This window comes from Novosphingobium sp. TK71 (genome assembly GCF_055361505.1).
In genome coordinates, this window is record NZ_CM143962.1 from 2,024,987 (window position 1) to 2,044,228 (window position 19,242).

The 19,242-nt window shown below is 64.5% G+C and carries 15 protein-coding genes; 7 read left to right on the top strand and 8 right to left on the bottom strand.

What is annotated here, in order from left to right:
• Positions 1 to 4: 4 nt before the first annotated feature.
• Positions 5 to 1,078 (top strand): glycosyltransferase family 4 protein, encoded by a 1,074-nt coding sequence (locus tag ACXJ16_RS09305; protein ID WP_324698397.1) that lies wholly within the window; start codon positions 5 to 7, stop codon positions 1,076 to 1,078.
• Here the strand turns inward: ACXJ16_RS09305 and glgX are convergent.
• The 5 genes from glgX to ACXJ16_RS09330 are packed head-to-tail and all read right to left on the bottom strand — an operon-like array spanning position 1,062 to position 10,195.
• A complete protein-coding gene (gene glgX / locus ACXJ16_RS09310) occupies positions 1,062 to 2,876 on the bottom strand; it encodes a glycogen debranching protein GlgX (protein ID WP_185997902.1) in 1,815 nt (604 codons plus the stop codon). The genes ACXJ16_RS09305 and glgX overlap by 17 nt on opposite strands.
• Positions 2,873 to 4,336, bottom strand: coding sequence for a glycogen synthase GlgA (glgA, locus tag ACXJ16_RS09315; protein ID WP_324698396.1), 1,464 nt, complete (start codon positions 4,334 to 4,336; stop codon positions 2,873 to 2,875). Before glgA ends, glgX begins: the two co-directional genes overlap by 4 nt.
• 16 nt (positions 4,337 to 4,352) lie before the next feature.
• A complete protein-coding gene (glgC, locus tag ACXJ16_RS09320; protein WP_132469479.1) occupies positions 4,353 to 5,615 on the bottom strand; it encodes a glucose-1-phosphate adenylyltransferase in 1,263 nt (420 codons plus the stop codon).
• 27 nt (positions 5,616 to 5,642) lie between these two features.
• Entirely contained in the window at positions 5,643 to 7,817 is a 2,175-nt protein-coding gene (glgB, locus tag ACXJ16_RS09325; protein WP_324698393.1) for a 1,4-alpha-glucan branching protein GlgB, read from the bottom strand.
• Complete coding sequence (locus ACXJ16_RS09330) at positions 7,814 to 10,195, bottom strand: glycogen/starch/alpha-glucan phosphorylase (RefSeq protein ID WP_185998845.1); 2,382 nt, start codon at positions 10,193 to 10,195, stop codon at positions 7,814 to 7,816. The genes glgB and ACXJ16_RS09330 overlap by 4 nt, the downstream gene beginning before the upstream one ends.
• A 277-nt stretch (positions 10,196 to 10,472) precedes the next feature.
• Between ACXJ16_RS09330 and ACXJ16_RS09335 the strand changes: the two genes are divergently transcribed.
• Both ACXJ16_RS09335 and ACXJ16_RS09340 read left to right on the top strand, forming a co-directional pair.
• Entirely contained in the window at positions 10,473 to 12,128 is a 1,656-nt protein-coding gene (locus ACXJ16_RS09335; RefSeq protein ID WP_463920506.1) for an alpha-amylase family glycosyl hydrolase, read from the top strand.
• A gap of 50 nt (positions 12,129 to 12,178) precedes the next feature.
• Entirely contained in the window at positions 12,179 to 12,742 is a 564-nt protein-coding gene (locus ACXJ16_RS09340; protein WP_463920508.1) for a nucleoside 2-deoxyribosyltransferase domain-containing protein, read from the top strand.
• A gap of 9 nt (positions 12,743 to 12,751) precedes the next feature.
• On the opposite strand, the gene ACXJ16_RS09345 is transcribed toward ACXJ16_RS09340, so the two are convergent.
• Positions 12,752 to 14,311: a bifunctional GNAT family N-acetyltransferase/carbon-nitrogen hydrolase family protein gene (locus ACXJ16_RS09345; RefSeq protein ID WP_054440105.1), complete on the bottom strand. Its 1,560-nt coding sequence runs from the start codon at positions 14,309 to 14,311 to the stop codon at positions 12,752 to 12,754.
• 117 nt (positions 14,312 to 14,428) lie between these two features.
• On the opposite strand from ACXJ16_RS09345, the gene ACXJ16_RS09350 reads away from it, so the two are divergent.
• On the top strand, positions 14,429 to 14,695 hold the full coding sequence (locus ACXJ16_RS09350; RefSeq protein WP_463920510.1) for a hypothetical protein: 267 nt from the start codon (positions 14,429 to 14,431) through the stop codon (positions 14,693 to 14,695).
• Positions 14,696 to 14,877: 182 nt separating this feature from the next.
• Here ACXJ16_RS09350 and queF read toward each other — a convergent pair whose 3' ends face one another.
• Both queF and ACXJ16_RS09360 read right to left on the bottom strand, forming a co-directional pair.
• Positions 14,878 to 15,339, bottom strand: coding sequence for a preQ(1) synthase (gene queF, locus ACXJ16_RS09355; RefSeq protein WP_185997907.1), 462 nt, complete (start codon positions 15,337 to 15,339; stop codon positions 14,878 to 14,880).
• Between the two features lie 263 nt (positions 15,340 to 15,602).
• Positions 15,603 to 15,950, bottom strand: a complete 348-nt coding sequence (locus ACXJ16_RS09360; RefSeq protein ID WP_463920513.1) for a hypothetical protein — start codon at positions 15,948 to 15,950, stop codon at positions 15,603 to 15,605.
• Here ACXJ16_RS09360 and ACXJ16_RS09365 point away from each other — a divergent pair.
• The 3 genes from ACXJ16_RS09365 to ACXJ16_RS09375 all read left to right on the top strand — a co-directional run bounded on the left by ACXJ16_RS09365 (position 15,949) and on the right by ACXJ16_RS09375 (position 19,241).
• Positions 15,949 to 16,845, top strand: coding sequence for a hypothetical protein (locus tag ACXJ16_RS09365; protein WP_463920515.1), 897 nt, complete (start codon positions 15,949 to 15,951; stop codon positions 16,843 to 16,845). The genes ACXJ16_RS09360 and ACXJ16_RS09365 overlap by 2 nt on opposite strands.
• Positions 16,846 to 16,980: 135 nt before the next feature.
• Positions 16,981 to 18,195, top strand: coding sequence for a cystathionine beta-lyase (metC, locus tag ACXJ16_RS09370; protein ID WP_324698385.1), 1,215 nt, complete (start codon positions 16,981 to 16,983; stop codon positions 18,193 to 18,195).
• A complete protein-coding gene (locus tag ACXJ16_RS09375) occupies positions 18,192 to 19,241 on the top strand; it encodes a mechanosensitive ion channel family protein (RefSeq protein WP_324698383.1) in 1,050 nt (349 codons plus the stop codon). The genes metC and ACXJ16_RS09375 overlap by 4 nt, the downstream gene beginning before the upstream one ends.
• Position 19,242: the final 1 nt, after the last annotated feature.

Genomic DNA, 19,242 nt, shown 5'->3' on the forward strand with positions numbered 1-19,242 from the left:
AGCAATGGCCAGCATCGATATCAACGGCAAGTTCCTGGGCGCCGGCCTAAACGGGGTTCATCGTACCGCCGCCCATTACTGCGAACAGCTCATCAAGCGAACCGCAGGCGAACATGATGTTCGCCTGCTTTCGCCGTTTGCCGCAGCATCGGCCGCCGAATTTGCACATCTTACCCCCACGCAGGCTCGCGGGCGTTGCGGCAGCGGGCAGGGTTGGGAAATGCTGACGCTGCCGAAACTGGCGCGCAGCAACCTGCTGGTCAATTTCTGCAATCTCGCTCCGCTGCTTCATGGCAACAGCGTGGTCATGATCCATGACGCGCAGACGTTCCTCTATCCGCAAGACTATTCCGGCCGCCAGGCGGCTGCCTATCGCCGCATGCTGCCGTGGATCGGACGGCGGGCCCGCCGCATATTGACCGTATCCGCTTTCGCTCGCGATGCGCTGGCCGCACATGGCATCGGGCACCACGACAAGATCGATGTCGTGCATAACGGCACGGATCACCTGCTCGGCGTGCCCGCTGATAGCACGATACTGCAGCGGCTCGGGCTGCAATCGGGGCGCTTCGTCCTGACAATGGGTTCGATCAAGGGCTACAAGAACATGCGCAGCCTGTTCCGCGCCATGCACCAGCCATTGCCCGAAGGATATCGATTCGTCGTTGCTGGCGGACCATCCGGCGATCGGTACAGCATGGCTGGTTGGACGCCGCCTCCGGGCACGGTTTTCACGGGCTTCGTATCCGATGCCGAACTACGGGCGCTCTACTCCGCCGCCTCGGTATTCGTCTTCCCCTCCCTGACGGAAGGGTTCGGCCTGCCACCTGTCGAGGCGATGCATTGCCGCACCCCGGTTGTGGCCGCGCGCGCGGGAGCCATGCCGGAAGTCTGCGAAGGTGCTGCGGTGCTGGTCGATGCTGAAGATCCGTCGGCATATCGGCAGGCAATCAGCGCCATTCTGGATGATCCCATGCTCGCTGACGATTTCCGTGCGCGTGGCGCCCGCCGAGCCGCAGCGTTGACCTGGGACACTGCAGGAGAGCGCCTTCACTCCCTGATCAGCGGGCTGGTGTAACCTCCTGGCCGAGCAGAACTTCCCGAGCCTCGCGCCTGACGCTTACCTTCAGGGCCCCGCCGCCCAATTGCCAGCAAAGGGTCTCTGCGAAGGGACTTTCCCAATCCGCCACCGTCATATCCTCGCCATTGGATGTGACCCAGCGCAGATCTTCGGCTTGGCGCGCGAACTCGGTCCGGTTAGCCGCGCGGAATGCGGCCAATTCCGCGACGTGATCTTCCAGTTCGCAATCGCGCCGTTCCCAGTCGATCCAACCGATAGCGTTATCCTGGCAATAGGCATTGTTGTTACCGTGCTGGGTTCGCCCGAACTCGTCTCCTGCAGTGAGCATTATCGTTCCGGTGGAAACGAACAGCGTGCCCAGCATGGCCTTGATGTCGGCATGGCGGGCAGCAAGCACCTGCGGATCGTCGCTCGAACCTTCTACGCCGTTGTTCCAACTGAAGTTATCGCCATGACCGTCGCGGTTCTGTTCGCCATTGGCCCAGTTGTGACGGTTTTCGTAAGATACGGTGTCAGCCAGAGTGAAACCGTCATGCGCGGCCAGGAAATTGATGGAGCGGCACGCTTCATCGGGCGTGACCGGGCCGAACACATCGCTGGAGCCCGCCAGCCGCGTGGCCAGCTTGCCGATACCTTCCTCGGCCTTCCAGAAACGTCGCACATCGTCGCGGAAGCGATCGTTCCATTCAAGCCATGACGCTGGAAAATTGCCGAGTTGATAGCCGCCCGGCCCGATATCCCACGGCTCTGCGATCATCACGCGGGTGGAAAGCACCGGATCCGCCGCGATTTCCGCGAAGATCGGAGCGGCTGGATCGAAACCGGGCCCGCGCGCCAGCACCGGCGCAAGATCGAACCGAAAGCCGTCCACACCGCAGCGCGTGACGAAATGGCGCATGGCGTCCAGCGCGAGGCGCCGCACTGCGGGATTGGCGAAGTCCAGCATATTGCCGCAGCCGGTGTCGTTTATCAGTGAACCGTCAGGGGCATGGGCATATGCGCCATTATCGAGCCCACGCAGCGAAATAACACCGCCCGCCACGTCACTCTCCCCGCTGTGGTTGAACACGAGATCGAGCAGAACGCCGATGCCCTCGGCGTGAAGTGCGGCCACTGTTTCGCGCAGTTCGGCGATGCCGCCCGGACACAGGCCGGGGTCGAGCGCCATCATCGCCACCGGATTGTAACCCCAGGCGTTGACGAGCCCCAGTGGCGGCAAGTGCCGCTCGTCAATCCAGGCGACCACCGGCATCAGTTCCACCGCACTCACATGCAGTTTCCTGAGGTGCGCGATCACGGAGGGATGCGCGAGGGCGGCAACTGTGCCTCGCATATGTTCCGGCACGTCGGGATGAAGGCGCGTGAAACCGCGCACGTTGAGTTCGTAGATCAGCCCGCCGGGCGCGAAGTGCGGCGGCCCCGACATGAGCGGTTCGGCCGGAGCCGGGACAATGGCGCGAGGAACGATGTTCGCGGTATCCGACCCGAATTCGGCCAAAGTGCCATCCTGCACGAAACGCCGATCGAGTTCGACTGCATAGGGATCGACCAGCAGCTTCGCGGGATCGAACCAGAGCCCTTTCGGCGGCGCCCACTCGCCTGCCGCGCGGTAGCCGTAACGGCCGCCCGCCATTTCCTCCGGCAGTGTCAGAACCCAGTCAGGCCCGCTTCGCTCCATCGGATGGCGGACCTCATGCTCCCCTGCGAAAAGGCAGAGCCAGACCATGTCGGCGCGCGGCGCGCGCACCGCAAATCGCGTGCAGCCTTTCCCGACTGTCGCTCCCAGTGCGGTCATGCGATCAGGGAACGATAGAGCCGGGCATAGGCGGCCCCGCTGGCCTTCCAGGAAAAATCGCTCTTCATCGCGTTCTTCTGGATCGCCCGCCAGAGATCGCCACGTTCGTAAAGCTCCACCGTGCGGGTAAGTGCAGCCGCGAAGGCATCGTAGTTCACGCCATCGAACTGGACCCCGGTGGCCACACCTGCCGCCAAGGCCGCCGGGTTGGCATCTATCACCGTATCGGCAAGTCCGCCGGTCCGCGCCACCACCGGCACGCAGCCATATGCGAGCCCGTAAAGCTGGGTCAGGCCGCAGGGTTCGAAGCGTGAAGGGACGAGAATCGCATCGCCCCCTCCCTGCATCCGGTGGGAAAGATCCTCGTCGTAACCGATCCGCACGGCTATGCGCCCGGGGTGGCGCGCCGCCGCTTCGTGCAGGGCCCGTTCGATCGCGAGATCGCCGGAGCCCAGCAGCGCCAGTCTCCCGCCGATGCCGACGAGGTGATCCAGCACCTCCAGGAGGACATCCATGCCCTTCTGCCAGGTCAGGCGGGTCACGACGATGAACAGCGGGCCATCGTCGATTTCCAGGCCGAACTCGGCTTCGAGCGCCCGCTTGTTCGCGATCCGCTTATCAAGTTGGCGAGCATTGTAGGAAACGGCCAGCGCCGGGTCGTTCGCCGGGTTCCAGAGCGCGGTATCGATCCCGTTGAGAATGCCTGAAACCGCATGACCACGCGCGGCGATTAGGCCTTCGAGCCCCATGCCGAAAGCAGCCGAGCGGATTTCACGCGCGTAAGTGGGGCTTACGGTCGTCACGGCGTTTGCGCAGGCCAGCCCCGCCTTCAACATGCCGATGCCGCCGTGATACTCCACCCCGTCCAGCGTCCATGCCTCTGGCGGAAGGCCGAGGCGCGGAAAGACTTCCGCACCGAACCAGCCCTGGAAGGCCATGTTGTGGATCGTCACGACCGAGGGGACACGCCCGCCCTCACCGCCATAAGGCGCAAAATGGAGGTAGGCATTGGCCATCGCCCCCTGCCAGTCGTGCGTATGGACAAGATCGAAGCGCTTAGGCTTGCCCCGGCTGACCACGGCGCCGCCGGCGATATCGGCAGCCGCACGCCCGAGCGCGGAAAAACGCTGCCAGTTGTCGCCCCAGTCCTGTCCGGCCGTGTCGGCATAGGGCGCGCCCTCCCGCGCATAAAGCGCCGGCGCGTCAAGCACGAGCAGCGGATAACCGTCGATCCTTGCCGAAAGTAGCCGCGCGGGCGACCCTACCAGCGAGTCCCACGAATGGACGGGGCGGGCCCGGCCGATCGCCTTCATCACTGAAGGATAGCCCGGAAGCAGCGTCGTCATCTCCACGTCGTGTTCGGCGAGAGCTGCGGGAAGTGCCCCTGCGACATCGGCGAGGCCACCGGTCTTGACCAGCGGCACCGCTTCGGAAGCGACGGATAGAACCTTCAACGGCATTCGCTATCCAACCCGATCACAGGCCGAGCCGGTCGATCATCGGCTTGGTGATGAGACATACTCCGTTGTCGGTTCGGCGGAAGCGCCGGCCGTCCAGTTCAGGATCCTCGCCAACGACGAGCCCCTCGGGGATACGGACGCCGGAATCGATCACCACGCGCGAGAGGCGGGCATGGCGGCCGATGTTGCAATAGGGCAGGATCACTGCCTCGTTCACGGACGAAAAGCTGCCCATCTTGACCCCGGTGAACAGCAGCGAGCGCCGCGCGAGCGCGCCGGAGACGATGCAGTCCTGGCTTATCAGCGACGAGATCGCCTGCCCGCGCCGCCCCTCCTCGTCATGCACGAACTTGGCGGGCGCGGCGACGACAGTGTCGGTCCAGATCGGCCAGTCCCGATCGTACATGTCGAGCTTGGGAACGGTATCGGTCAGGTCCAGGTTGGCGTCGAAGTAGGCATCGACAGTTCCGACGTCGCGCCAGTACTCCTCGATTTCCTCGGCCGCGCGGATGCAGGAATTGGTGAAACGGTGGGCCTGTGCCTTACCGTGCCTGACGATGTAGGGAATGATGTCCCCGCCGAAATCGCGCCGGGAATCAGGATCTGCGGCATCCCTGCGAAGCTGTTCGAACAGAAACTCGGTGTCGAAGACGTAAATGCCCATCGAGGCGAGGCAATTGCCCGGGTCGCCCGGGATCGAGGGCGGATCGGCGGGCTTTTCGAGGAACGAGGTGATCACGTCGTTCTCGTCGACATGCATGACGCCGAAAGCGGTCGCTTCTTTGCGCGGCACGACGAGGCAGCCGACCGTGACGTCCGCCCCCGAATTGACGTGCTGTTGCAGCATCAATTCGTAGTCCATCTTATAGATGTGATCGCCTGCAAGGATCACCATGTATTTCGGGCTGTAGGAGGCGATGATGTCGATGTTCTGGAACACCGCATCGGCCGTGCCCTCGTACCACAGCAACTCGGATATGCGCTGGCTGGCGGGGAGGATGTCGAAGCTCTCGTTCCGCTCGGGCCGCATGAAGTTCCAGGCACGGTTCATGTGCCGGATCAGGCTATGCGCCTTGTACTGCGTGGCGACCCCGATGCGACGGATGCCCGAATTGATCGCGTTCGACAGCGCGAAATCGATGATCCGGCTCATGCCCCCGAAATAGACTGCCGGCTTGGCCCGATTGTCGGTCAGTTCACTAAGCCGGCTGCCGCGTCCGCCGGCAAGGACATAGGCCATGGCATCGCGCGCGAGTGGCGATCCGGTCGGCGTCCTCATTGCACTCACTCTCCTTCGTATCTCGTTTCAGCCTGCGTATTCGAGCATGATCGTTGCCAATGGCGGCAGTGTTACCATGGCTTGCCCGTCCGCGGCCTTGACTTGCCCCAAGTTGCCTTTGCCGGTCCCGCCATAATGACGGGAATCGCTGTTGAGGATTTCGTTCCATTTGCCGTCATGCGGCAGCGGCAGTCCATACCCCGTATGCATGGCCGAGGTCATGTTGGAGATCACCGCGATCGGCCTGGAACCGGGCGCCTTGCGCAGCCAGGCGAAGACGGAATTCTGCGCATCGTCCACCACCAGCCACTCGAACCCCTCGCCCTCGCAGTCCCCGGCGTGGAGCGCGGGTTTCTGGCAATAGATGCGATTGAGGTCCTTCACGAGATTGCGGATGCCCTCGTGCGCAGGCGCATCCCGCAGCTCCCAGTCGAGCGCGCGCTCCTCGCTCCATTCGCGGCGCTGCGCGAACTCCTGCCCCATGAACAGCAGCTTCTTGCCCGGATAGCCCCACATCAAGCCGTAGTAGGCGCGCAGATTGGCGAATTTCTGCCAGTCGTCTCCGCTCATCTTGTTGAGCAGCGAGCCCTTGCCGTGCACCACTTCATCATGGCTGAGCGGCAGGACGTAGTTCTCCGAGAAGGCATACATCAGCCCGAAGGTCAGATCGTCGTGGTGATAGCGCCGATGCACGGGATCGCGCGCCATGTAGCGCAGCGTGTCATGCATGAAGCCCATGTTCCACTTGAAGCCGAAGCCCAGCGCCGAAGCCCGTTCTCCCTCGGGCACGTCGTAGGCGGGCTGAGTGACGCCCGGCCAGGCCGTCGATTCCTCGGCGATAGTGAAGACGCCGGGATGCTGGGCATAGATCGCCCGGTTCGTCGCGCGCAGGAAGTCCACCGCTTCCCAGTTCTCGCGTCCGCCCTGGGCATTGGGGATCCACTCCCCTTCCTTGCGCGAGTAATCCCGGTAGAGCATCGAGGCCACCGCATCCACGCGCAGCCCGTCGATGTGATAGCGCTCTGCCCAGAACAGCGCGTTGTTGACGAGGAAGCTCGCCACTTCGCGCCGACCAAAATTGTAGATCAGCGTGTTCCAGTCCGGCTGGAAGCCAAGTCGCGGGTCCTGATGTTCGTAAAGCGCGGTGCCGTCGAAACGGACCAGCCCATGGTCGTCGGTCGGGAAATGGGCGGGAACCCAGTCCAGGATCACGCCGATTCCGGCCCGGTGCGCGCCATCCACGAAACGCGCGAAGCCCGCCGGTTCCCCGAAACGGGAACTGGGAGCGTAGAGCCCGGTCGTCTGATAACCCCAGGATGGATCGTAGGGATGCTCGCTGATCGGCAGGAATTCGATATGGGTGAAACCCATCTCGACGACATAGGGGATCAGGCGGTCGGCAAGGTCGTCCCAGTTGAGGAACCAGTTGAAGCGATCCCGCTGCCACGAACCCGCATGGACTTCATAGATCGAGACGGGAACCTTGCGCGGATCGATCGAGGCCCAGTGCGCGCGGTGCGCTTCGTCACCCCAGTCCAGCTTGGCGGGGTGCGCGGTCATCGAGGCGGTGGCGGGCCGGATTTCCGACATGAAGGCGAAGGGATCGGCCTTGAGCGGCTGGACCATGCCGTCGGCACCGATGATATGGTACTTGTAGGCACGGTAGTCCGCGATATCCGGGATGAAGATTTCCCAGACGCCGATGTCGCTGCGATCGCGCATGACATGGCGGCGAGGGTCCCAGTCGTTGAAATCCCCCACGACGCTTACCAGTTGCGCATTGGGCGCCCATACCGCGAAGTGGACGCCGTTCGCGCCTTCGTGGCGGATGATATGAGCGCCGAGCTTGTCGAACAGCCGGAAATGCGTGCCTTGCGCGATCAGCAGGTCGTCGACAGGGCCCAGCACCGGGCCGAAAGTATAGGGATCGGTGACAAGCCAGTCGCTGTCCCGCGCCGTGCAGCGATAGCGGATCGGCTGGGGCTTTCCCACCAGCTTGCCTTCGAACAGGAACCGGTCATCGACCTTGCCCAGCATGCCCAGCCGGCGGCCGTCGAGGCTGAAGGCCTCCACCGTCTCTGCGCCCGGCAGGATCGCGCGGGCATACGTCCCGTCAGGACCGGAAAGCGCGCCGAGAAGCGAGAACGGGTCGGCGTTGAGGCCTTCCAGCAGGGATTCGATGGCGCTTTCTGGTGGTTTCACAGGACTTTCCAAATATCTCTGGCATATTCGGAAATCGTCCGATCCGAAGAGAACCAACCGACGTTGGCAATGTTCCTGATCGCGGCGGCGCGCCACCCGGCGACATCCTCCCACCGGGCGTCGATCGAGCGCTGGGCAGCGGCGTAACTGTCGAAATCGGCGGCGCACATGAACCAGTCATGCTCGTGGATGCCGCGGATCAGATCCTTGTAACGGTCCGGATCATCGGGCGAAAATACGCCGGATGCGATGGCGGTGAGCGCCTGGCTCAGTTCGCGCGAACCATCGATCACTTCGCGCGGATTGTATCCGTTGGCGCGCTTGTGGGCGACTTCCTCGGCGGTAAGGCCGAAGATCACGATATTGTCGTCGCCGACATGATCCTTGATCTCGACATTCGCGCCGTCAAGCGTGCCGATGGTGAGCGCACCATTGAGCGCGAACTTCATGTTGCCCGTGCCCGAAGCCTCCATGCCCGCGGTCGAAATCTGTTCCGACAGGTCGGCGGCGGGAATGATCCGTTCCGCCAGGCTGACATTGTAGTTCGGCACGAACACGACCTTGAGCAGCCCGCCCACCGAAGGGTCGGCATTGATGCGGCGCGCCACGTCGTTGGCCAGTTTGATCACCAGCTTCGCATTGTGATAGCTGGACGCAGCCTTGCCGCCGAAGATCTTCACGCGCGGCACCCAGTCGCGCTCGGGATGGCTGCGGATCTGGTCGTAGAGCGCAACCGTTTCGATCAGGTTCAGAAGCTGGCGCTTGTATTCGTGAATGCGCTTGATCTGGACGTCGAACAGCGCGTCCGGATCGAGACGGATCCCCATGGTCTTCTTGATGTAGTCCGACAGCACGACCTTGTTGGCCCGCTTCACTTCGGCCACCCGCTCGCCGAACTGCCTGTCGTCCGCGAAGGCGTTGAGGTCAGCGAGCCGGGCCGCATCGTCGAGGAAGGTATCGCCGATCGCCTCGCGGATCACCTTGGTGAGCCCCGGATTGCACTGTTGCAGCCAGCGGCGGGGGGTGACGCCATTGGTCTTGTTGTTGATCCGGTCAGGGTAGAGCTTGTGGAGATCGGCAAAGACCGTCTCCTTCATCAGCTCCGTGTGAAGCGCCGCCACGCCGTTCACCGAATGGGCGCCGACGAACGCAAGGTTCGCCATGCGCACGCGGCGCTCTCCGTTCTCGTCGATCAGCGAGATCGCGGCGATCTCCGCGTCGCTGCACCCCGCCTTGCGCGCTTCGCGAAGGACGCGGCTGTTGATCGCGTAGATGATCTGCATGTGGCGCGGCAGAAGCCGTTCGAACAGCGGCAGGGGCCAGGATTCCAGCGCCTCCGGTAGAAGCGTGTGGTTGGTATAGGACACCGTGCGGCGGCAGATGTCCCAGGCTTCGTTGAACTCCAGTCCAGTTTCGTCGACAAGCAGGCGCATCAGTTCGGCCACGGCCACTGACGGATGCGTGTCGTTGAGCTGGATCGCCGCCTTGTCCGGCAGGGTGCGGATATCGCCTTCGTACTGGATATGGCGGCGCACGATGTCCTGGATCGAGGCGGCCGTGAAGAAATACTCCTGCCGCAGGCGCAGTTCCTGTCCGGCGGAGCTGGAATCGGCGGGATAGAGCACGCGCACGAGACTATCCGCCCGCACCTGTTCCGACAGGGCACCGAAATGGTCACCTGCGTTGAAGGCATCGAGCTTGATTGGGTCGAGCGGGCTCGCCGTCCAGAGGCGCAGGGTGTTCACGCGCTTGCCGCGCCAGCCCACCACAGGGGTATCGATCGCGGTCGCCTCGACATGTTCGGCCGGATGCCAGAAAACGCCGTCCCCCTCGGCCACGACTTCGCCGCCGAAACCTATGCGGTATGTGCTTTCGAGCCGCTCGAACTCCCATGGATTGCCGTGGGCCAGCCAGGTTTCCGGCAGTTCCACCTGCCAGCCGTCGTCAATGCGCTGACGGAACATCCCGTTCACGTAGCGGATACCATAACCGTAAGCCGGGATGTCGAGCGTCGCGAGGCTCTCCATGAAGCACGCGGCGAGACGGCCAAGGCCGCCGTTGCCGAGCGCCGCATCAGGCTCCAGCTCCTCCAGCGCGGCGAGATCGAGCCCATGGGCGCGAAGGGCCGCCTCGAACTCGCGCGTCATGCCCATGTTCGAGAGGGCATCGCGCAGGAGGCGGCCGATCAGGAACTCCATCGAGAGGTAGTAGACCCGCTTCCCGCTGGAATCGTAGGTGCGCCGGGTGGAATCTATCCACTTCTCGATGATCTCGTCACGCAGGGCGAGGATCGAGGCGGTGTACCAGTCATGCTGCTTGGCGGCACGCTCGTCCTTTCCGACGCGCTGGCGAAGCACTCTGACGATATGCTTGTCCATTTCCGAGGGAATTGCAGCCTTGCTGCTGGCAACAGGATCGGTAGCCACGGGCGCACTCCTGATCTGGCCGTCGCAGGCGCGTTCGAAAAAGCCCTGCAATCAGTATAGTTTAGAGCCGGGATCCGAAGAGGTCGCCTCCGCATTTTCCCATGCTTTCATCCAATGGCTACCACAGCGCTGCCTTGCGGCAAGCATCATTGTGCAGCGCCGCAAAAAATTCGCGCAAGCGGCCGCTCGATGGTATGGGCGAAGGGCAATCCCATCGCGGAAGGTGTGCATGAGCCTGACCGAAACCGAAGATGCCCTGCCTGCGCCCGGCGCGTCCGCGGAGCCCTGCTCCGCCCCTGCCCCCGACATGCCGTGGTGGAAGGGCGCATCGATCTACCAGATCTACCCGCGCAGCTTCCAGGACACCAACGGAGACGGCGTGGGCGATCTCGCGGGGATCACGCGGCGGCTGCACCATGTTGCCCGGCTGGGTGTAGATGCGATCTGGATATCGCCCTTCTTCACTTCCCCGATGCGCGACTTCGGCTACGATGTGGCCGATTACTGCGGGATAGACCCGGTGTTCGGCACCATGGCCGATTTCGACGCGCTGGTGGCGCACGCCCATGCCCTCGGGCTCAAGGTCATCATCGACCAGGTCTACGCCCATACCTCGGACCAGCACCCCTGGTTCGCGGAAAGCCGCTCCGACCGCGGCAACCCGAAGGCGGACTGGTACGTCTGGAACGATCCGAAGGAAGACGGTACCCCGCCCTGCAACTGGCAGTCGGTGTTCGGCGGTCCCGCATGGACCTGGGACGGGCGCCGCCGCCAGTACTACATGCACACGTTCCTCAAGGAACAGCCCCAGCTCAACATGCATAACCCGGCCGTGCAGGACGCGGTGCTCGGCGTAGCGCGATTCTGGCTGGAGCGCGGGGTCGACGGGTTCCGGCTCGATGCGCTCAACCACGCGATGCACGACCCGCTCCTGCGCGACAATCCGCCCGCCCCCGCAGATGGCCGCCTGCGTACCCGGCCCTTCGACTTCCAGCTCAAGACCTACAGCCAGTCCCACCCCGATATGGTGCGCTTCGTCGAACGCCTGCGCGCGGTGTGCGACGAACATGGCGCGGTTCACACCGTAGCCGAAATTGGCGGAGATCATCCGCAGGCGGACCGGCGCGCCTATACCGAAGGCGAACGCCGCCTCAATAGCGCCTACGGGTTCGACTTCCTCTATGCGCCCGCGCTCACGGCGCAGTTCGTCGCCGACACGCTCCGGCGCTGGGAGCTCGCGCCGGGCGAAACCGGCGGCTGGCCAAGTTGGGCATTCGAGAACCACGATGCGCCCCGCGCCGTTTCACGCTGGAGCGCCCCGCAGGATCGTGCACCGTTCGAACGTGTGAAGATGGCACTGCTCATGGCGCTGCGCGGCAATGTTATCCTCTACCAGGGAGAGGAACTGGGCCTCGTGCAGGACGAGATTCCGTTCGAACAGCTCCAGGACCCGGAAGCCATTGCCAACTGGCCCCTCACCCTTTCGCGGGACGGCGCCCGAACGCCCCTGCCGTGGGACGATGCCCCGCTGGGCGGCTTTACAGGCGGCGAGCCGTGGCTACCGCTTTCGGCCGAGAACCTCACCCGCGCGGTGTCCGTGCAGGAAGCCGATCCTGCCTCGCTCCTGCACTTCACCCGCAAGGTGCTGGCCCTGCGGAATGCAAGCCGGGCCCTGCACCACGGCACCCTGGCCGAATGCACGGCGGATGGCGCTCTGCTCTCGTTCGACCGCGCAGAAGGTGGGGAGCGCGTGCGATGCCTGTTCAATCTCTCCGCCGATCCGATAGCCTTTGCCCTGCCCGCAGAGGGCGAGGTGCTGCTCGCGGTGAACGGGGCAACGAAGGCCGGTCTTCCTGCCTATGCCGCGCTCTGGCTTACGATATGAGATGACGTTTTCACTGGCCCGCAGCACGCTGCTTTGGCTAGAGGCGGGCCATGAGACCAGTCCTCCTCGCCGCTGCTGCCTCGCTCTGTGCGATCCTGACGCCGGCCCCTGCCATGGCTGAAGCGATCGTAGTCACGTCCCCGCAAGCGCTTCCCGCCGCTCATGACCGTCCGCGCGTGTTCCTGGGCGGAAGCATCGACATGGGCTCTGCCCCGGACTGGCAGAAGCAAGTGATCGCGGCTCTGCAGGACGAGAACGTGACCCTGCTCAACCCGCGCCGTCCAGACTGGAACCCGGCCTGGAAGCCCGAGGCGGACGAACCGGAGTTCCGCAAGCAGGTGGAATGGGAACTCGCCGCGCTGGAAAGTGCCGACGTGATCGTCCTCTATCTCGCTCCGGGATCGCAGAGCCCGGTGAGCCTGCTCGAACTCGGCCTCCACGCACGGACAGGCAAGGTCGTGTTGCTCTGCCCGCCCGGCTTCTGGCGCAAGGGCAACGTCGACATCACGGGTGAGCGCTACGGCGTGGAGCAGGTCGCAAGCCTGGACGAGTTGATCGCCGCGACGCGCAAGCGCGTGGCACACGCCGCCGCGCGCCTCAAGGCCGCGAAATAGCCCGGCCCTTTACTGCTGGGTCCATTCCACGCGGTACAGATCGAAACGGCGATCCTTGAGATTCTGCACCGCGCCCGACTGGCGCGCGGTGAGCAGCGCGTCGAGGCTGAGGTCGGCGATGGCGATCGTCTCCGTGTTCGGCGCCGTATCCGCGGCCACCCCGTCACGCGCGAAGGGGAAGTCCGAAGGGGTCAGGATCGCGCTCTCGGCGTAGTGGACATCCATGTTCTCGACGTTCGGCAGATTGCCCACCACGCCCGAGGTGACGACGTAGCACTGGTTCTCCACCGCCCGTGCCTGACAGCAGTAGCGAACGCGCAGGAAGCCGCGCCGTTCGTCCGTGCAGAAAGGGACGAACAGCATGAGCGCGCCCTGGTTGACGAGGTGACGGGAAAGCTCCGGGAACTCGCTGTCATAGCAGATCATCACCCCGATGGGGCCGCAGTCGGTGGGGATCACATTGGCGCCGTAGCCGCCCTTGATGTTCCACCAGCGGCGCTCCGAAGGGGTGGGATGAAGCTTCTGCGTTTCGTGCACGGCGCCGTCTCGCAGGAAGGTATAGGCGATGTTGCGGATCTCGCTCTTGCCCTGCCCCAGCTTCACCCTGGTCGGGTGCGATCCGCCGATGATGTTGATGTTGTAGCTCACCGCCATGCGCTGCATGAATTCGACGAAGCGCTCGGTGTAATCCGCAATCTTTTCAATGGCGGCGGCGGGTTCGAGCTTGGTCTCCTCGATCGAAAGCAGCTCCAGCGTGAACAGTTCCGGAAACACCACGAAGTCGCTCTCGTAATCGGCGGCCACGTCGATCCAGTATTCGACCTGCTCCTCGAACTGGTCGATCGCCTCGATCTTGCGCATCATGAACTGGACGGTCGCGACGCGCACGGTGGACGGCACGCGTTCCTTGAATCCCGGCACAGCCTTGCCGGTATCGCGCGGCGCAAGCGGGTTGGTCCAGTACATGATGACGGCATTGCCGCCGCTTTCCTTGTCGTTGGGGATGTAGTCCGGCAGAATCCCGCGCGGCTCGTAACCCTCGTTCATCTGGAACTGGATGACCTGATCGCGGACCTTCTTGTCCTTCACCGCCTGCACATAGTCAGCCGGGTTGGGATACTGGCGCCTGCGGCGCGAATAGCCCGGCATGCGTCCAGCGAAGGCGATGCCCTTCAGTTCGAAGTACTGGCACAGTTCCTTCCGCTTGCGGTAGAGCCGCTGGCCGATGCGCAAGCGCCGATAGTCGGGGTCGACGCAGACCTCGAAGCCGTAGAGCACATCCCCGTCGTCAGCGGGGGGGCGACCGTAGCCGCCGTTGCTGATCTCCTCCCAGCTATGCGGGCGAAAGGCCTGCTCCGCCGTGACGATCATCGTCGCACAATGGCCGACCACCCTGCCGTCGTATTCGGCCACGAACTGGCCCTCGGGAAAATTGATGATCTGCCCGCGAACTTCGGCGCGGGTGAAGGCGTCCGCCTTGCCGTAGACTTTTACCGAGAGCCTCGCGATGGCCGGAGCATCGGCGACGGTGGCGGCGCGGATGATGAGTTTGGCTTTGGTCTGGTCCATGGCCCAACACTACGCGCGGCGGGGCTCGGGGTTCCAGTCCTGAAAATGACTCTTTTCCCGTCGCTTGCGGGATATTTTTGCCAGGTCGCTCGTTATCCCTCTCGAAAGGAGAGAGATATGAGCGTCACACTCATTGCCCTCGCCCTGTTTGGTTGCAGCGATGATGGAGCGGCTTGCGAAAGATTGCCTGCTCCCTTGCAGACCTATGAATCGCGCGCTGCCTGTGCGGCTGGCATCGAAGGCGCCCTGGCCACCGATGCCGCGCTGAAGGCGGACGCTCCGACCGTTTATGCGCAGTGCCTGTCGAACAGCCAGCTTGCCGCTCTCGGCAAGGGAACGGTCGATCTCCGGCAGGTCAACGGAGTTCAGTTCGCGGCAAGATGATGAAATACGTATCCCGGCACGGACCTTGGGAAATCGGTAGCCACGCCCTGCCGTCACCTGAGGGAAAGTCCGGGGGCACAGGGGCGTCGGCGCATGTCGGCGCCCCTGCTATTTGGTGAATTGGCCCACCCCGGCCTTGCGCAGAAGCTCCGGGCCGGAATTGGCCGGGGCCTTGGAAAGGGTCAGCCCCGGCCGCGGTAACCCTGTACGCCCTGATCCGGCACCCAAAGCCCTTCCGGGGCCGCGCCGGACTGCCAGAACACGTCGATGGGAATCCCGCCGCGCGGATACCAGTAGCCGCCGATACGCAACCAGCGAGGCTTCATTTCGTCGAACAGGCGCTGGCCGATGCCGACAGTCACGTCCTCATGGAAACCGTTATGGTTGCGGAACGCGCCGAGGAACAGCTTGAGGCTCTTCGATTCGACGATCGTTTCGCCGGGCGCATAGTCGATCACGAGATGCGCGAAGTCCGGCTGTCCGGTCACCGGGCAAAGCGAGGTGAACTCCGGCGCCGCGAAACGCACGAGATAGAGGCTGCCCTGACGCGGGTTCGGCACATAATCAAGCACGGCCTCCTCGGGCGAGGCAGGCAAGGCACTGTTCTGGCCGAGGTGCAGCGGGTTCATGGAAATGTCAGTCATGCCCGTCTTGATAGGAGCCGCGAGCCCGCGCTTCAACCCGCCCGGTCCTTGGGGAAAGCTGCCAGCGGCGCGATTGCCCCGCATGGCTTGTTTCGGCTATGATCGCCAACGTCTCGCCGCGCGGCCCAAGGGCATTAACTCGGGGTTCAGCGCGGAGCCCTTTTGGGGCTTGGGAGGATGATGCGGGGCACTGTGACTGAAATCGCGACCACTCTTTCACGCGCGGCACTGACGCTGGGTCTCTTGGCGGGACCGGTTGCAGTTCATGCGCAATCGACGACCTGGAGCCTGCCGCCCGGCGCGCAGGACAGCCAGAACCCGCCCCGCGCGCAGGGACCGGTCGATCCGCAGGTGCCGGTCGTTGCCCCGCGCGAAACCGCGCCTGACGCAGCGGCAACCCCGCCAGCCAGCACGCCATCGGCGCGGCCAGGCCCCGTGCCCACGGTAACGCCGCCGCCGCCCCCCGCCGCGCGCGCCACCGAGCGCCCGCAGCCGCGCCCTGCTGCCTCGGCCACCCCGGCACGCCCGGCGATCGCACCCGAAACCCCGCCATCGGCGGGTCCCGAACCGGCAAGCCCTTCCCCGGAAGTCTCAGCCTCACCCGCAGCCATGCCGGCGCCCAGCGCGAGCGAACCCCCGGTTTCCGAAGGCAGTCCGGCAACGGCCTCCCAAGCTCCGTCGGAACCCGCCGCCTCGCCGCACTGGCCCGAATGGTGGCTGGCCATTCCCGCTGCGCTCCTTGCCGCTGCCGGGGGCGTATTCGTTCTGCTGCGCCGCCGCCGGACACCTGCGACCGCATGGGAAGAAGCCGGTCTCGAACCTGAGGCGGAACCCGAGGACGAACTTCTCGACGAACCGGCGAAGCCTGCCGCACCTGCCGCCGTGACCGCCCTTGAACCGCCGCCGACCGCTGCCCCGGCTGGCCCCGGACCCGTTCCTGTTACCCAGTCCTTCTCCGGTGAAGTTCAGGGCAACGACATCGAGATCGTCTTCGAGCCGGTCGCCCTGCGCCTGTCGCTGGTCTACGCCACGCTGCAATACCGCCTCGCGGTTACCGCACCGCCTGCGGGCCTGCCCGGAGGCCTTCGCATTTTGGCCGACATGATCTCCGCTCACGCCTCGCTCTCGCAGGCGGAACAACTCGCCCCCGATCCGTCGGCCCAGCCGCTCCGGCACAGCGTAGAGGCCCTGACAGCCGGAGAAACGCGCGAATTCAAGGGCGAACTGCAATTGCCGCTCAGCGCCATCCGCGTGATGCGGCAGGGACAGGCCAGCCTCTTCGTGCCGCTGGTGCGGCTGTCCTTCTTTGGCGAACATGGCCTTTCCGCACGCCGCGTCTTCACGCTCGGCCTTCCCGGAGAGGGACCGGGGGTGTCTCCGCTGCGTCTCGATACCGGCCCGCGCGATCATGCCCAGATTGCCTCGCGCGAAATCGAGGCAGCCCGCACGATGGGCGTCGATACTACCGGCCTCTTGCCTCTCGACCCGCGCCGCGCAGCGGTTTAAGCCTTTCCGCGCAAGCGGGCTCCTCCCCGCAAGAGTCAGTTTCCGATAGCCCCGCGCCTTGCGGAACTTGACGATGCCGGCCACACGAAAAATGCCTCCCGGGGCATTCTCGACCAGCCCCTAGCGGAGAGCACTTTGAGCGATTTGGACAATTTCGACGACCTCGCCACCTTCACCAAGCTGGTCGGCGGTGGCCGCCGCAAGGAGTGGACCGGAGCCGTCGTCAACCCGCCGGTCTGGCGGGCCAGCACGCACCTTTACGAAAACACCGCAGCGCTGGCCGAAGGCCCGCGCCGCAACGAGGACGGCCGCTTCTTCTACGGTCGCCGCGGCGCGCCGACGCAGTGGGCACTCTGCGAGGCGCTGACCAAGATCGAACCCGGCGCTCACGGCACGGTGATCTACCCTTCGGGCGTAGCGGCCATCGCGGGCGTCATGCTCACGCTGCTGCGGCCCGGCGACGTGGTGATGATCACCGACAATGCCTATGACCCCACCCGCTCCATGGGCACGGGAATGCTCGCCGACTTCGGCATCGAGACCCGCTTCTTCGACCCGCTGGACCTTGCCGCATACGAAGCGATGTTCTGCGAGCGCACACGCGCAGTGCTGATCGAAGCTCCCGGCAGCCTGTCGATGGAAGTCTGCGACGTGCCGGAAATGGCCCGGATCGCACGGAGCAAGGGCGCGGTGTCGGTGCTTGATAACACCTGGGCCAGCCCGCTCGGCTTCGCGGGACTGAAAAAGGGCGTGGACATCACCGTGATGGCGCTGACCAAGCATGTCGGCGGCCACTCCGACCTGATGATGGGCAGCGCCAGTGCAGGCGAGGAACTCTACGGCAAGCTGCGCGAACGCGCGCAGCAGCTTGGCATCGTGGTGTCTCCGGACGATGCCGCCCTCGCCTTGCGCGGGCTGCGCACGCTGGGCGTGCGTCTGCGACAGGAGGCCGAATCCGCCCTCAGGATCGCCCAATGGCTCGATGCGCGGCCGGAAGTGGCGCAAGTGCTCTGCCCGATGCTCCCCTCCTCGCCTGGCCATGACCTCTGGACGCGCGATTTCACGGGCGGCTGCGGATTGTTCAGCTTCGTATTCAAGGGCGGCACACTGGCAGACCGCAACCGCTTCATCGACGCTCTCAACCTCTTCGCGATCGGCTACTCCTGGGGCGGCTTCGAAAGCCTTGTGGTGCCGATCGAGCCTACCAGGCACCGCAGCATCATGCCCTGGCCGCCCCAAGCGCAGGACGAGGCCAACCGCTTCGGCGTGCGCCTCGCCGTGGGCCTCGAAGATACCGACGACCTCATTGCCGACATCGAGCAGGCGCTCGCGGTGATGGCGCAGGGATGAGCAACCCGGTCGCCCGCATGGTCATGGCCAGCCCGACGCCTTCGGCCACGGCTTCGGCGGCCGCCCATCGGCCGGTCGATCAGCCTCTGGCAGGGGCGGACGGGCTGAAGCACGCCGTGACCTCGCGCGGCGGCTTTCTCAGCGATTTCGTGGACACGCTGGACCGGCTGGCCGTGCAGGTCGGCTCCAGCCGCGTATCTGTCTGGGATCTCGTCGTGCTGCTGCTGGTGCTCGCGCTGGTGGTTTCCACGGCATGGTTCGCCAGCAGGCTCTCCAGCCGCCTGCTCCGCTCTGCCACGGGTCTGGACCAGACGCAGCGCCTGCTGGCGGAAAAGCTCGTCAGCCTGCTGATATGGACGATCGCGATCCTCGTCGGCATCGACGTGTTGGGCATCGACCTCACGGCGCTCACGGTGTTCTCGGGCGCGTTCGGCCTTGCCATCGGCTTCGGCCTGCAGAAGACCTTCGGCAACCTGATCGCGGGCATCATCCTCCTGATGGACAAGTCCATCAAGCCGGGCGACGTCATCACCATCACCGATGCCGGCGGCATGTCCACATTCGGCCAGATCCGCCGGATCGGCATCCGGGCCGTCTCTCTGACGACACGCGATCAGAAGGAATACCTGATCCCGAACGAGAACCTGATGATCAATCAGGTCGAAAACTGGTCCTATTCCAGCAAGAACGTCCGCATCCAGGTGCCGGTGGGCGTCGCGTTTTCGGCGGACATCGTGAAAGCCGAACAGCTCATGCTCGAAGCGGCACGCAGCGTACCGCGCGTGCTGGTCGCGCCGCCGCCCACGGTGTGGCTGGATTCCTTCACCGAGAACGGCGTCCGCTTCGTGATCCATTGCTGGATTACCGATCCGGAGGAAGGCGTCGGCAACGTGCGATCCGACGTCCTCAAGAAGCTATGGGAACTGTTCCGGGACCACGGGATCGAAGTCCCCTATGCCAAGCGAGACATCAACCTGCGCGACACCGACGCATTCCGCGCCCTGCTGGATGCCATGAAGAACCGCAACGAGGAACCGTCCCGCTGAC

What these genes read in the sequence shown, in the direction of transcription:
- ACXJ16_RS09305 (WP_324698397.1), top strand. Translation starts at nt 5, where the DNA reads ATGGCCAGCATCGATATCAACGGCAAGTTCCTGGGCGCCGGCCTAAAC.
- glgX (WP_185997902.1), bottom strand. Translation starts at nt 2,876, where the DNA reads ATGACCGCACTGGGAGCGACAGTCGGGAAAGGCTGCACGCGATTTGCG.
- glgA (WP_324698396.1), bottom strand. Translation starts at nt 4,336, where the DNA reads ATGCCGTTGAAGGTTCTATCCGTCGCTTCCGAAGCGGTGCCGCTGGTC.
- glgC (WP_132469479.1), bottom strand. Translation starts at nt 5,615, where the DNA reads ATGAGGACGCCGACCGGATCGCCACTCGCGCGCGATGCCATGGCCTAT.
- ACXJ16_RS09330 (WP_185998845.1), bottom strand. Translation starts at nt 10,195, where the DNA reads ATGGACAAGCATATCGTCAGAGTGCTTCGCCAGCGCGTCGGAAAGGAC.
- ACXJ16_RS09335 (WP_463920506.1), top strand. Translation starts at nt 10,473, where the DNA reads ATGAGCCTGACCGAAACCGAAGATGCCCTGCCTGCGCCCGGCGCGTCC.
- ACXJ16_RS09340 (WP_463920508.1), top strand. Translation starts at nt 12,179, where the DNA reads ATGAGACCAGTCCTCCTCGCCGCTGCTGCCTCGCTCTGTGCGATCCTG.
- ACXJ16_RS09345 (WP_054440105.1), bottom strand. Translation starts at nt 14,311, where the DNA reads ATGGACCAGACCAAAGCCAAACTCATCATCCGCGCCGCCACCGTCGCC.
- ACXJ16_RS09350 (WP_463920510.1), top strand. Translation starts at nt 14,429, where the DNA reads ATGAGCGTCACACTCATTGCCCTCGCCCTGTTTGGTTGCAGCGATGAT.
- queF (WP_185997907.1), bottom strand. Translation starts at nt 15,339, where the DNA reads ATGACTGACATTTCCATGAACCCGCTGCACCTCGGCCAGAACAGTGCC.
- ACXJ16_RS09365 (WP_463920515.1), top strand. Translation starts at nt 15,949, where the DNA reads ATGCCGGCGCCCAGCGCGAGCGAACCCCCGGTTTCCGAAGGCAGTCCG.
- ACXJ16_RS09360 (WP_463920513.1), bottom strand. Translation starts at nt 15,950, where the DNA reads ATGGCTGCGGGTGAGGCTGAGACTTCCGGGGAAGGGCTTGCCGGTTCG.
- ACXJ16_RS09375 (WP_324698383.1), top strand. Translation starts at nt 18,192, where the DNA reads ATGAGCAACCCGGTCGCCCGCATGGTCATGGCCAGCCCGACGCCTTCG.